General features: G+C 49.8%; 12 protein-coding genes. 6 read left to right on the top strand and 6 right to left on the bottom strand.

The window, feature by feature from the left end; genetic code table 11:
• Positions 1-217 precede the first annotated feature (217 nt).
• Positions 218-1207 (top strand): hypothetical protein, encoded by a 990-nt coding sequence (locus GJJ30_RS16950; RefSeq protein ID WP_229313179.1) that lies wholly within the window; start codon positions 218-220, stop codon positions 1205-1207.
• Between the two features lie 112 nt (positions 1208-1319).
• Here the strand turns inward: GJJ30_RS16950 and GJJ30_RS16945 are convergent, their stop codons facing one another.
• Positions 1320-2195 (bottom strand): lysophospholipid acyltransferase family protein, encoded by an 876-nt coding sequence (locus GJJ30_RS16945; RefSeq protein WP_154176343.1) that lies wholly within the window; start codon positions 2193-2195, stop codon positions 1320-1322.
• On the opposite strand from GJJ30_RS16945, the gene GJJ30_RS16940 reads away from it, so the two are divergent.
• The 3 genes from GJJ30_RS16940 to GJJ30_RS16930 all read left to right on the top strand — a co-directional run bounded on the left by GJJ30_RS16940 (position 2137) and on the right by GJJ30_RS16930 (position 6855).
• A complete protein-coding gene (locus tag GJJ30_RS16940) occupies positions 2137-2964 on the top strand; it encodes a WbqC family protein (RefSeq protein WP_154176342.1) in 828 nt (275 codons plus the stop codon). The genes GJJ30_RS16945 and GJJ30_RS16940 overlap by 59 nt on opposite strands.
• Before the next feature lie 60 nt (positions 2965-3024).
• Complete coding sequence (locus GJJ30_RS16935) at positions 3025-5553, top strand: ATP-dependent Clp protease ATP-binding subunit (RefSeq protein ID WP_154176341.1); 2529 nt, start codon at positions 3025-3027, stop codon at positions 5551-5553.
• Positions 5554-5706: 153 nt separating this feature from the next.
• Positions 5707-6855, top strand: coding sequence for a hypothetical protein (locus GJJ30_RS16930; RefSeq protein WP_154176340.1), 1149 nt, complete (start codon positions 5707-5709; stop codon positions 6853-6855).
• Here GJJ30_RS16930 and GJJ30_RS16925 read toward each other — a convergent pair.
• The 3 genes from GJJ30_RS16925 to GJJ30_RS16915 form a co-directional block, all read right to left on the bottom strand.
• Positions 6852-8255, bottom strand: a complete 1404-nt coding sequence (locus tag GJJ30_RS16925; protein ID WP_154176339.1) for a glycoside hydrolase family 140 protein — start codon at positions 8253-8255, stop codon at positions 6852-6854. The genes GJJ30_RS16930 and GJJ30_RS16925 overlap by 4 nt on opposite strands.
• A gap of 73 nt (positions 8256-8328) precedes the next feature.
• A complete protein-coding gene (locus GJJ30_RS16920) occupies positions 8329-8769 on the bottom strand; it encodes an SRPBCC family protein (protein WP_154176338.1) in 441 nt (146 codons plus the stop codon).
• 273 nt (positions 8770-9042) lie between these two features.
• The gene (locus tag GJJ30_RS16915) at positions 9043-9411 is read right to left on the bottom strand and encodes a winged helix-turn-helix transcriptional regulator (protein WP_154176337.1); all 369 of its coding nucleotides are present in this window, start codon (positions 9409-9411) and stop codon (positions 9043-9045) included.
• Between the two features lie 92 nt (positions 9412-9503).
• Here GJJ30_RS16915 and GJJ30_RS16910 point away from each other — a divergent pair, with 92 nt between their 5' ends.
• On the top strand, positions 9504-10073 hold the full coding sequence (locus GJJ30_RS16910; RefSeq protein ID WP_154176336.1) for a hypothetical protein: 570 nt from the start codon (positions 9504-9506) through the stop codon (positions 10071-10073).
• Positions 10074-10272: 199 nt separating this feature from the next.
• Here GJJ30_RS16910 and GJJ30_RS16905 read toward each other — a convergent pair whose 3' ends face one another.
• Both GJJ30_RS16905 and GJJ30_RS16900 read right to left on the bottom strand, forming a co-directional pair.
• Positions 10273-11190 carry a haloalkane dehalogenase gene (locus tag GJJ30_RS16905; RefSeq protein ID WP_205880573.1) on the bottom strand — a complete coding sequence of 306 codons (918 nt, stop codon included), beginning with the start codon at positions 11188-11190 and terminating at the stop codon, positions 10273-10275.
• Between the two features lie 76 nt (positions 11191-11266).
• Positions 11267-12037, bottom strand: coding sequence for a helix-turn-helix domain-containing protein (locus tag GJJ30_RS16900; RefSeq protein ID WP_154176335.1), 771 nt, complete (start codon positions 12035-12037; stop codon positions 11267-11269).
• Between the two features lie 125 nt (positions 12038-12162).
• Between GJJ30_RS16900 and GJJ30_RS16895 the strand changes: the two genes are divergently transcribed.
• The gene (locus GJJ30_RS16895; protein WP_154176334.1) at positions 12163-12600 is read left to right on the top strand and encodes an EVE domain-containing protein; all 438 of its coding nucleotides are present in this window, start codon (positions 12163-12165) and stop codon (positions 12598-12600) included.
• The last annotated feature ends 12 nt before the right edge of the window (positions 12601-12612 follow it).

Genomic DNA, 12612 nt, shown 5'->3' with positions numbered 1-12612 from the left:
CGTTTTACGGCAGAGTTTCTATTTTTGGGAAAACGTATCTACGGACGAAAGTCCGTTTTTTATGAAAAATGTAAGAGAAATTAACGGACTTTAGTCCGTAGGTACGTCGAACTATTCACATTCTAATCAAAAAACGGTGGTAAACGGAGGGTGTATGTCATGCCGAGCGGCATGGAAAATGGTTGCAATTACGTCTTTAGTTATTCAATTTAACGCAATGTCCGGCTGCACGTCCGGCACTGGCAGCGGAGAAAAAACCAAAACCGATAGTGTTGCTGCGGCAACACCAGCCAAAGATTCGGTTCAGAAAGAAACCCCGGTTCAAACCGCTTCGGCCGACACCCTGAATGAAACCGATCCGCTGAAAGCTGATACGCTGAAATTCGCCGGAACCCTGCCCGACACGCTATTGCCCAAACACCGGATTCTGGCTTACTACGGCAATCCGCACTCCAAGAAAATGGGGGCTTTGGGCGAATACCCCCGCAAAGAAATGTTGCGCCGACTGGATGAAGAGGCTGCCCGCTGGCAGAAAGCTGATCCGTCGAAACCCATCCAGAAGGCCCTTCACCTCGTCGCGATTTCGGCCCAGGGCACTCCTCAGAAAGATGGAAACTACCGGCTACGGATGAGCGACAAAACCATTCGCAAGGTCATCAGCTGGGGAGCGCAGGATGGCGCCATTGTTTTTCTGGATGTTCAGGTGGGGCTGGCCGATCTGAAAGGCGAGCTGGCATTCCTCGAAAAATACCTGAAACTTCCCTACGTTCACCTCGGTATTGATCCGGAGTTTTCGATGAAATCCGGTGCCCGGCCGGGTACAAAAATCGGGACGTATGATGCCGCCGACGTGAATGATGCCGTGCAGTTCCTGAGCCGGATTGTCAAAGAAAATAACATTCCGCCGAAAGTGCTGGTGGTCCACCGTTTTACACAACGGATGGTGACGAACTACCAAAATATTAAACGCGATCCGCGCGTGGCAATCGTGATGGACATGGACGGTTGGGGACCGCCTTCCCTGAAAATCGATTCGTACCGGGATTATATTGTCAAAGAACCGGTGCAATACACGGGCTTTAAGCTGTTCTACAAAAACGATTTGAAGAAAGTCGACCTTCGTTCCAACCACAAGGTTCCGCACCTGATGGAGCCCGCCGAAGTGCTGTCGCTGGAGCCAAAACCGCTTTATATTCAATATCAGTAAGAAGTTAAAAACAGGTTGTTTCGCGGAGTTGGGCGGAGAAAAAACGAGTTCAGCAGGGAAAAATTACTCTTCGCTGAGCTCATTTTTTCTCCGCTCAACTCCGCGAAACTTTTTAAAACTTCACCTGCGTCTTAGCATACTTCTCTTTTTGGTGTTTCCAGCGTTTGTGCGACCAGAGCCAGTCGGAGGGGGCTTCCTGGATGGTTTGTTCCAGCCGGTCGCGGTAGCGGTTCAGGATGTCGCCATCGGTCAGATTGGCATAGGGCGGTTCGGCGATGGGGTAGAAGGTCAGTGAATAATGGCCGCGTCGGATTCGCTGCATTTCGATGTAAAAAACCGGCAGGTTGAAACTCCGGGCCAGCCGCTCCGGTCCCGGATAGAACGGCGTTTCCTGGTGCATGAATGTTGTCCAGTAGCCGAACTCGGGTTGGTCGGGAATCTGGTCGGCGACGAGGGCAATCAGTCGGGCTTCGTTTCGCCGGGTGACCATCTCGCGCAGCAGCTGTTTCATCGGGACCGGTTTTGCTCCGAAGTTAGACCGGATGTAATAAACGAGACGCTCCGAAAGCTCATTCGTCAGTTTTTTATAAACCGCATCGGCGGGCATGCCATTGACGACCGATGCGGAGGGCGCCCATTCCCAGTTGCACTGGTGCGACGCCATGATCAAAACCGCCTGCCCCTGTGCCAGTTTGTCCTGAACAACTTCCGGGTTGATAAATGTCACCCGGTTTTTCAACTCCGTGGGCGAAAAGCCCGGCAGTTTGAATGTTTCCACGAGAACATCCGCGAAGTTGCGGTAAAATTTTTTTGCGATCAGCAAGCGTTCAGTATCTGATTTCTCAGGAAATGAGCGTTTTAGATTTAAATCAATGACCTTTTTTCGGTACCGAATAATGTAAGCCATTAAAAAAAACAAAACGTCGGAAATGGCGTATAAGAAGGAAATTGGCAGTTTGGAAAAGAATCGAAAAAAAGCGAGCGTCATTGGAAATTTGGTGGTCCGATCGGCAAAACTACACCGGCAAATTAAAATTTTGCAAAACCGTTTGCTTGTTCAACGCGAAATTCATTTATTTGGTACTAATAATGCGTCGCGTATATTGGAAAAGTACCACGTTGGTCAACAAAGTCAGGGCATCCGGATCGAATTACACTATTTGCCCAGCCTGACCTATTTCACCGCACTCTTACCCTTCGATACCGTTTGGCTGGAAGCAGCCGAGCATTATGGAAAGCAAAGTTACAGAAATCGGTGTTATGTCCTGACGGCAAATGGCATCGACCGACTGACGGTTCCGGTACTCAATGGCACGCACAAACAGTTGATCCGTGATGTGCGGATCGACTACCGGCAAGCCTGGCCCGATCGTCACTGGCGATGTTTGGTATCGGCTTACAGCAAAGCTCCTTTTTTTGAGTATTATGCTGACGAACTCGAAGCGGTTCTTCGCAGGAAATGGGTCTTCCTGTTTGATCTGAATTTCGAACTGCTGACATTATGTCTGAAATGGCTGGGTTGGAAAAAGAAAATTCTCCTGACCGAAGTCTTTGAAAGACAACTAGATGGTGACCTTCTGGATGCCCACGGGCAGATTAACGCGAGGGGAAATACACAAAATGGCAGGTTTTATCACCCCGTTTCGTACCCGCAGAACTTTGGCAGCGTATTTGCACCTGACTTAAGCATTCTGGACTTGATTTTCTGCCAGGGAACGCTTGCCACCGACGTTTTAAAGCAGTCCACACGACAGTGAACAATACCGAAAATTTTTTCGTTAGTACGAGTAAGACGCAATACATACAACCCTAAGCGAATGGAAGCTAAATTTTCGAACCGAGTTAAAGAAGTTATCTCGCTCAGCAGAGAGGAAGCCCTGCGTCTGGGTCATGATTACATAGGTACAGAGCACCTGCTGCTGGGTATGATTCGGGAAGGCGAAGGGGTAGCCGTTGGGTTATTGAAAAAATTGGGCATTTCTTTGGACGAGCTGCGCGTAACGATCGAACAGGCGACCAAAGGAACCGCAACCAACAACGTCAAAAATCTGGCCAATATACCACTCACCCGCCAGTCTGAAAAAGTACTCAAGATTACGTACCTGGAGGCCAAGATTTTCAAAAGTCCGTTGATTGGTACGGAGCATCTGCTCCTGTCGATTCTCCGCGATGAAGACAATGTGGCGACCCAGATTTTGAACAAATTTAATGTCAACTACGAGGTGATAAAGGAAATGCTGGAATATCAATCCTCCGGTACACGTCCGCACATGGGCCCCGAAACTGACGACGACGACAACGACCGCGGCATGTTCGGTAGCAGCAGCTCCGGTTCGGGAAAAGATCCGAAAGGCTCTGAGAAGTCGAGAACGCCGGTTTTGGATAACTTTGGCCGTGACCTAACCAAACTGGCTGAATTGGGTAAACTGGACCCAATCGTTGGCCGTGAAAAAGAAATCGAACGCGTCGCTCAGATCCTGAGCCGCCGGAAAAAGAACAACCCCATCCTGATCGGTGAACCCGGCGTTGGTAAAACCGCCATCGCCGAAGGTTTGGCACTCCGTATCGTTCAGAAAAAAGTGTCGCGGGTGCTGTTTGGCAAACGCGTGGTTACGCTGGATCTGGCTTCGTTAGTGGCTGGGACCAAATACCGCGGTCAGTTTGAAGAGCGCATGAAGGCCGTGATGAACGAGCTGGAAAAATCGCCGGAAGTGATTCTGTTCATCGACGAATTACACACCATTGTCGGTGCCGGTGGCGCTTCGGGTTCGCTCGATGCTTCCAACATGTTCAAACCCGCTCTGGCCCGTGGAGACATCCAATGTATTGGTGCCACGACGCTGGACGAATACCGCCAGTACATCGAAAAAGACGGCGCTTTGGCCCGCCGGTTCCAGGTTGTTATGGTAGATGCTACCTCGGTAGAAGAAACCATCGAAATCCTGAACAACATCAAAGATAAGTACGAAGATCACCACCACGTTAACTACACGCAGGAAGCGGTTGAAGCGGCTGTTAAACTGTCAGAACGGTACATTTCTGACCGGTTTTTACCCGACAAAGCTATCGACGTGCTGGACGAAGTAGGTGCCCGCGTACACATCTCCAACATCTCGGTTCCTGAAGATATTCTACGGCTGGAAGACAGCATCGAGAACATCAAGAAGGAGAAAAACCAGGTGGTGAAAAGCCAGAAATACGAAGAAGCCGCCCAGCTACGCGATAAGGAAAAACGCCTGATCGATCAACTGGACCGCGCTAAACTGGCCTGGGAAGAAGAAACCAAGAAAAAACGGTATACGGTTTCGGAAGAAAACGTCGCCGAGGTTGTCGCCATGATGACCGGTATTCCAACCAGCCGCGTAGCCACCAACGAAGGGGCCAAACTGCTGAACATGTCCGACCAATTGACCGGTCGCGTGATTGGTCAGGACAAGGCGGTTCAGAAACTGGTGAAAGCCATTCAGCGGACGCGCGTTGGTTTGAAAGATCCCAAGAAGCCGATCGGTTCGTTCATTTTCCTCGGGCCGACCGGGGTCGGTAAAACCGAGTTGGCGAAAGTGCTGGCTTCTTACCTCTTCGACAAAGACGACGCCCTAGTGCGCATCGACATGTCGGAATACATGGAGAAATTCAGCGTAAGCCGTTTGGTCGGAGCTCCTCCGGGTTACGTAGGTTACGAAGAAGGTGGTCAATTGACGGAGAAAATCCGCCGGAAACCGTACTCCGTCGTGCTGCTGGATGAAATCGAAAAAGCCCACCCGGATGTGTTCAACATCCTGTTGCAGGTGCTCGACGATGGTATTCTGACGGACGGTCTGGGTCGCCGGGTTGATTTCCGGAACACCATCATCATCATGACGTCGAACATCGGGGTCCGTGACCTTAAAGATTTCGGCTCCGGTATCGGTTTTGCCACCCGTGGTAAAGCGGAGAATCAGGATGAAATCATGAAAAGTACGATTCAAAATGCCCTGCGGAAAGCGTTCTCGCCGGAATTCCTGAACCGTCTGGATGATGTGATTGTGTTTAACTCGCTGCAACGCGAAGACATCCACAAGATCATCGACCTGATGCTGGGTAAACTCCTCGGTCGGGTAACGAGTCTGGGATATAAAGTCGAACTGACCGAAAAAGCCAAAGACTTCCTCTCCGAAAAAGGATACGATCCCCAATACGGTGCGCGTCCGCTGAGCCGGGCCATTCAGAAATACCTCGAAGATCCCGTCGCGGAAGAAATTCTGAAAGGTGACCTGAAAGAAGGCGATGTGATTCTGGCTGACTACGACGACAACGGTGAAAACCTGATCATCACGGTCAAGAAGCAGGAACCGGTAACCGAATAAGGTTGATCCTGATACAATTAAGATACGATTTCAAGTAGGCTGGACGAAAGTTCAGCCTATTTTTTTTGAAGTTCGTAGGAAAAGCAACGGATTGCCATTGGAAAAATGAACCGGTATTATTATTGCTACAGGTAATTCATAACTCGACCTGTTATGAAAAAAGCTGCCGCCTTGGCTATCTGTCTGTATCTCACTCACGCATCACTGGCCCAAACCGAAGTTGGGCGCGCCTTATGGAGCGGAAATCTCCAGGTTAATACAACCCAACTTGCAGGTGACTACCCGAATGGCTATACCCGCCGAAGCCCGCAGGTAAATTTTTCGGTCAACCACGGAGTCTTTCTGGCTAACAACTGGCTCATGGGGATTTCCGCTAACGGATCGTATTACAAGCAGGTCAATTTCAATGAAATCCCGCTGAATCAGAATTACGTTCGGGGAGGACTATCGGCCTATGTTCGCAAATACTGGGGGGCTACTAACTGGCGCATTTACGCCGGTGGCGGTATTGGTGGTAGCCTCGATCAGTATCGGCTGGAAGTCTACGATTCGGGTACGAGCATGAGAAGCGAAAACAAAACCAATACATTTCAGATTGCGCCATTTACGCAAATCGGCGGGGTGTATTTTCTGGATAGCCATTGGGGACTCGAACTCTCGACCAACAGTACGGTTTTTCCGTTTACCTTCAGCAGCCTGACCGCCGGACTGGTTTACATGACGGGCCGCACGCGTCCGGAGCGGGAAATTCAGGCGGGCACTCCGCCAACAGTTGGTTCGCAGGCCCGGGCGGGGCGGTTTACGGTCGGCGCGAGCGTGGTTTTTACGGGGAGAACCGAAGAAATAAGTCACCGAAGCTCCGGAGCGCAAAGTCTGATGGCGGCCCCGGCAGTCGGTTTTTTCGTTGCCAATAACTTCCTGGTTGGGATTTCGGTGCCCATTACCTGGATCAATAATTCCGGAGTAAGTAAAACGACCGAAACCACGCTGGGCTTTGCTCCGTACGTTCGCGCCTACCTTTCCAATACGCGCCTGCGGCCTTACGTTGGAGCCACGTTCACGTACACTTCCTATTCATTTCGGCAATCGCCCTATCCGAGTGAGCAAGTCAACCACACGGCCGGGGGAACCCTGAACGGCGGATTGGCTTATCTGCTCGGTAAAAATTTTATTGCCGAAGCCAACCTGCTTAATTTAAACGTCAGCAAGCAGACCCAGAACAATCTCTGGAAGAACGGTTTATGGTTGCAGGGCTTGCAAGTTACTACCTCACCGGCTTTTACAGTTCAGTACGTTTTCTAGTTTGCTGCCGACGGCGAAGCGTACTTTTTGGAAGCATCGTCAAGAATCAGCACCCAGTCGTGGCCGTAGCCCGACGATGGGGGCGTAAATTTCTGCTGCCCCTGATTAGCGAATGATCCAATTGATTTTACCTGGCCCTTGCGGGGATCAAACCAGTAAGCGGCTACTTCTTTGCCGGTTATTTTTCCCATCTGAACCGAAAACGGTTTTCCGGCGGCTGTATAGACAAAGGCGTAATCTTTCCCCCGCGTGGCCTGAATCCGTTCAGCCGCAGCATTGTTGGCCTCCGTAACCAGAGATTGATCGGGAACGCGATCCAGCAACGGGCGCGCTTCCATCAGTCGCCGGACAAACCGCATCTGATTTGCTGCGGGTAGATTCATTGCATCCGACCAGGCGATGTGGGCACCATTAACCGGTTGGCGACCGGGCGCAAACATCTGCCAGATGTCGTGGCAACCGTACGTATGACCGTGTGCTCCCGCAAAAAGGTCGAGGTACGCGTATTTCCGCACATCGTACGCGTTCGAGAGTCCCAGATCGGTCGGATTGAAACAAACCGGGTGGTCTTCGTAAATCGGTTCGGCATCAATCACGGGCTTTGCCGGGCTGCGGTTATACACAAACGCAATTTTGTCGTAAGTCGGCGTATCGCGGCAATGACCGTTTTGAAGCATATTGAAGTCCAGCCACTTGTCGTTGTGGAACCAATGCGACGAACCGCCCATTTCGAGCGAATTCGGTTGCGGGTGAAAACTCATCAGCGCTTTATCGGGTCCGCCAACGCCGTCCTGCACACCCGCAGCCATGGATTGCCAGACGGCGACGTCCTGAGAACCCTCGCGCGGAACGCGGTCGCCACCCATAATCCAGACAATGTTTTCGCGATCTTTGTAGCGGTTTCCAATCCAGCGACCGTACTGGCGGGCATTTTCCACCGTGAAAATTTCAGGTCCGGCACCCCAGGTCGACTTAAACAATTTATCGCCCCAGGTTGGGAGCAGGGCAATGACCAGGCCATTGGCAGCCGCTCGTTCAATCAAATAATCGACATGTTTGAAATAGGCTTCGTTTGGTTTGGTTGGATCGTTGTTGAGTAACGGTTTGTCACCCAGTGCGTTGGGCGTGTTCAAACCATCGATTTCGGCCAGCGCCACAGCCTGTATAACCGTAAATCCCTGCTCCGCCCGTCGTTTGAAATACCGCTCGGCTTCTTCGCGATTCAGTCGGTGAAACAATTCCCAGGCCGTATCGCCCAGCCAGAAAAACGGGGTGCCGTCCTGATGTACGAGATACCGCTGATTGTCGGAAACCCGCAGCCGACCGTGCGAAAAGGGCGTTTGCGCCCGAATAGAAGTAACAATTAGAACGACAGCGAGTAGAGCGATCCAGCGTTTCATAGAGAAAAAAAACCAATATAGAGCGTTTTAGAAGTACGCACCCATCCTAAACATTTGATTCGGGATTTTTTACCTATCCCTTTTCCGCAAGTTCTTTAATTTTTTCCATTGCCGACGGCCATGTTTTCTGAAAATAATCTTTGTCCTGTTCTGTCACATCCAGATCAACTTGAAGCACGGTTTTTCCGTCCACCGTTTTCAGTGAATAATTTTCCGTAGAACCGGCCCATTGTTTCGTATACTCACTGTTGTAGTCTTCCACGCCATTTTTAATAGCGCCCAGGTGTTTAAACGACATGTATTCGTTGGGTACTTTAGCGGCAATGGAAGAAATCAGCCCTTCATTTTCGCCACCCAGAAAAAGTACTTTGCTGCCTTCCTGCCAGTCGGTTTCTACCCGTGAATTTTCGCTGAAAACGCCGGTCCAGACCGGATAAGTGGTATCATTCCAGAGAATATCCCACACTTTTTCCCGTGGCGCATCGATTGTGATTGTGTATTCTAGCTTTTCCATAAATGTGAACAGGTTTGTTTTCAGCAAATATGGACTGTTTTTCAGAGAATGATGAGGGGTAAAAATGACAAATTGTAGGGCCAATTCCGTACTTATTCTTTGTCGAGTTCAACCGGATAAACGGCGGAATGAAAACCGGTCTTTTTGACCGTACTTCGCCTTTCTATCAGTTTAAAAAAAGGAGAAATTAACTCGCATAAAAAGGTATTTTGAATACTCTTGAGAAGGTGTATCAGTGGTTTTTAAAACAGCGAGGCTACACGTTTAAAACCATTAACGAATTGCTTCGGTATTCGAAACCTGCACCATTCGTTTCAGATCATTTAATCCCCAATCCTGCAGGACATAAATGACTGGCAGTAACGTTAGTCCATATTCGGTTATTTTGTATTCAACTCGGGGTGGTATTTCGGCGTAAATAACGCGTTCGAGAATTTGATCTTCTTCCAGTTCCCGCAACTGATTGACCAGCATCTGCTTACTGATCACCGGAATGGCTTTCTGCAGCTTGCTGAACCGGTTGCAATTCTTACTGACGGCATAAATAATCAGCGGTTTCCATTTTCCGCCAATCCGGTTCAGGCAGTGGGTAACCGGACAATTGTTGGGATTGAAATCTTTGTTTTTGCGGGAACTGGCCATTGGTCTATAAAAATGTACTAGTAAACCCATAATGGACTAGCTATAAATTTCAGACGAAGATAATAGCTTTGGCGGAGTAAAAACACATCACCATGACGCTCGAACAAACGAAACAATTTATTCAGGGTGGCGAATGGGTCAGCATCGCGACTGAACTCCGGCCCAGCATTACGAAATCGGCTTCCGGTGAGATCCAGCCTTTTTACTGTTCCCGGGTTTTCAGGTATTCTCCCAATGACAGGTTTGAATGTGAGGTAACCAATTTCGCGGATCCTAACGGGAAAGTGCCTTTGGTGAAAATTGTCATCAGAGGCCACAACGTTTGGCAGGGCGAGCACCCGCTGGCCTCGGGCGCTTTTAAGGTCGATTATGTGGCCGATGAAGCTTATGAAGTAACGCCCTTGCACCCCGGTTTTGCCGATGCCGTAAACCGGTTTCCCACCAGTGATTTAAATCGCTGGGAAGTAGGTGTTACACAGGATGTAAAAGAAAAAGGCTTCCCGGCTTTTGGCCTGACCGAAGGCGAAATATACGTAGATTATGACCTGATTTACATTTATAATGACCTGTTTTTCAATGGCAGCAAAAACGTAGACGGTCGCGCATTTGACAAACCGGAAAACCGCCCCACCAATTTGCAGGTTCCGCTGATTAGAAAATGAAAAAGAAATGATGAATGTAAGCGACTGTCTAAAACTCAGATTTTTCTTTTCTTCGGTTTGCCCCCACCCCTCTGAAGGCCGGGCGGCCGGTGCCGGGCTTTTGAATTCGGTTTTAAGAGCCCGGCACCGGCCGCCCGGCCTTCAGGGGGGTGGGGGCAGGCAGATTTATAAATTTTAGAAGTCGCTTACATTCATCATTTTATTTTTCCAATGCTGTAAACCAGGCAGAAATTGCCCGGCCAATCTCTTCCGGCGAATCTTCCTGCAAGTGATGATGGCCCGGCACCGTCACCACGGTTTGCATTGGCCAGCTCAGGCAGAATTGAAGCGCATCGGTTGACAGAGTACCCGGATTGGCCTGAATGAACAATTTTGGAATGGAATTCCGGGCCATCCAGGTACCAAATGTCGTTACGATCTGCGTGACATCAGCGGGCTCGCCGTCAATTGGTAACTGCCAGGCCCAGGTCAGCATCGGTCGCCGGGATTCGCCGGGCTCGGTGAACGGACGGCGGTATTCGGCCAATTCTTCCTCCGATAAACGACGCAGAACGGTGGCGGGTAAGTTGACTTCAATAAACGAGTTTTCCTGTAACACCAGTTGCTCCCCGGCGGGCGATCGCAGCGCCTGAAAAATGCTTCGGGCAACTTCCGACATTTCACTCCAACTGCGGGGAGTAACCACGGCTTCCATGTAAGCAATGCCTTTTATGGCTTCCGGATGGCGGTAAGCCCAGTCGAAGGCCAGAGCCGAGCCCCAGTCGTGGGCGACGAACGTAATCCGTTCCTTCAAATTCATCGAATCCAGAAACTGGTCGAGATACCGGCGGTGATCGGCAAATGAATAGGTTTCCGGCCCTTCATTGCGTAATTTATCGGAATCGCCCATGCCCATCAGATCCGGCGCAATGCATCTTCCCAACGGCTGAAGGTGGGGAATGATGTTTCGCCAGATGTAGGACGAGGTGGGATTTCCGTGCAGAAAAACAATGGGATCTCCGCTGCCGGATTCTACGTACGCCATTTCATACCCTAAAACCGGTTGTCGTTTTTTGGGAGGAAGAGAAGCGGTTTTGGCCAGAACCGGGTTGTTTTGCTGGTTTAACGTTTTCATCATTTTTACAAGTTTCTTTCGATTGACGGAGGCAAAAGTAGGCCGGCGAAAAAGGGCAGAATTGTAAAAAATCAGTGATTTACCAGAACAGAGCGGATTTGAAAAAATCCTGCGGAGCCTGGCCAGTGAAGGTTCGGAAGTCTTTGATGAAATGCGCCTGGTCGAAATAACCGGCTTCGTAAGCCAGATCCGTTAAACTTCGGTCGGCGGATTGGGCCGTGATCAAATACCGAAACCGCACCAATTCGGCGAATTGTTTGGGCGATGTGCCCACGGCTTTGCGGAACCGTTTTTCAAACGCATCCTGACTAATCGACAGCGACTCGGCCAGCGATTTGATACCGGTTTTTCCGTGAGCGATTTTGATGCTCATTACCGCCTGGGCAAGCAGCGGTTCCGGGCCGGAGCGTAGTCGTTTCGAGATCAGAAATTGCTCTATGATCGCGATTCGCTGCGGATTGGTTTTGGCTCCGGCCAGCCGGTCTTCCACTTCCTCCAATTTTTGCGGCTGAATCAACTCATCGAGCGGGCGACTTTGACTGAATAACTCGTGCAGGGGTTCCCGGAAAAAAGCGGCTGCTCCGCCTTCCCGGAACAAGACAAGCAGGGTAGAGGAGTTTGCGGAATAGTTCAGCACGCGGGACGATTTTCGCAAACCGGTGATCACCGAAACCGGTAGGTTGCTATTTGTTTCGCCACTTTCGACCACCGTTCCCTTGAAGCGGAAAGCCAGCACAATGGAAGTGTCGGGCAATACGCGGTTTCCGGTTTCGGCGATGCTTTCCACGATCAGAAACTCCTTCACGAAAGGCTTCAGGCAATCGGTTGGAAGGTAGCGCGCCAGATTCATTACCAGAGGGAAAGATTGAGTATTTTGATGATTAAATTTTGAAATGCCGGAAAAAGTTCAGCGTTTCGTTATTCAATTCAAGCAAAACCGGCTTAACATATTGAATCAAAAACCGTTTTTACGATATGGGTGAACTACAAAAATATTGGATCGCCGTTGCTTCAAAGGATCACGTTATGCGGGGCGTTACCGGCGGATTTATGCAGGTTAATCACGGCAAGGAAGCACCATTAAAACGCACGAAACCTGATGATTGGGTCATTTTCTATTCGCCTAAACAGGCTCTGGAACTTGATGAAAAATGCCAGGCATTTACGGCAATCGGTCAGGTAACCAACGACCCCATTTATCAATTTTCCGTAACAGACGATTTCGTTCCTTTTCGGCGAAACGTTCGGTTTTATGACAGCAAAGAAGCCTCCATACTTCCGCTGATTAACAACCTTGATTTTATCCCAAACAAGAAATCCTGGGGCTATTCGTTTCGCTTTGGTTTTTTTGAAATTGGTAAAAAAGATTTTGAATTGATTCGCCAATCCATGCTCATTGATCGCCATGAATAGTTCTGATAACAC

Source organism: Larkinella terrae, from assembly GCF_009668025.1.
In the GTDB taxonomy this organism is placed as follows: domain Bacteria; phylum Bacteroidota; class Bacteroidia; order Cytophagales; family Spirosomataceae; genus Larkinella; species Larkinella terrae.
The sequence above is the reverse complement of the archived record's forward strand: the minus strand, read 5'-3'. Positions and strand labels throughout refer to the sequence as shown.

Excerpts from the sequence above, each read along its gene's own strand:
- GJJ30_RS16950 (WP_229313179.1), top strand. The coding sequence starts at position 218 with ATGTCCGGCTGCACGTCCGGCACTGGCAGCGGAGAAAAAACCAAAACC.
- GJJ30_RS16940 (WP_154176342.1), top strand. The coding sequence starts at position 2,137 with ATGGCGTATAAGAAGGAAATTGGCAGTTTGGAAAAGAATCGAAAAAAA.
- GJJ30_RS16945 (WP_154176343.1), bottom strand. The coding sequence starts at position 2,195 with ATGACGCTCGCTTTTTTTCGATTCTTTTCCAAACTGCCAATTTCCTTC.
- GJJ30_RS16935 (WP_154176341.1), top strand. The coding sequence starts at position 3,025 with ATGGAAGCTAAATTTTCGAACCGAGTTAAAGAAGTTATCTCGCTCAGC.
- GJJ30_RS16930 (WP_154176340.1), top strand. The coding sequence starts at position 5,707 with ATGAAAAAAGCTGCCGCCTTGGCTATCTGTCTGTATCTCACTCACGCA.
- GJJ30_RS16925 (WP_154176339.1), bottom strand. The coding sequence starts at position 8,255 with ATGAAACGCTGGATCGCTCTACTCGCTGTCGTTCTAATTGTTACTTCT.
- GJJ30_RS16920 (WP_154176338.1), bottom strand. The coding sequence starts at position 8,769 with ATGGAAAAGCTAGAATACACAATCACAATCGATGCGCCACGGGAAAAA.
- GJJ30_RS16915 (WP_154176337.1), bottom strand. The coding sequence starts at position 9,411 with ATGGCCAGTTCCCGCAAAAACAAAGATTTCAATCCCAACAATTGTCCG.
- GJJ30_RS16910 (WP_154176336.1), top strand. The coding sequence starts at position 9,504 with ATGACGCTCGAACAAACGAAACAATTTATTCAGGGTGGCGAATGGGTC.
- GJJ30_RS16905 (WP_205880573.1), bottom strand. The coding sequence starts at position 11,190 with ATGATGAAAACGTTAAACCAGCAAAACAACCCGGTTCTGGCCAAAACC.
- GJJ30_RS16900 (WP_154176335.1), bottom strand. The coding sequence starts at position 12,037 with ATGAATCTGGCGCGCTACCTTCCAACCGATTGCCTGAAGCCTTTCGTG.
- GJJ30_RS16895 (WP_154176334.1), top strand. The coding sequence starts at position 12,163 with ATGGGTGAACTACAAAAATATTGGATCGCCGTTGCTTCAAAGGATCAC.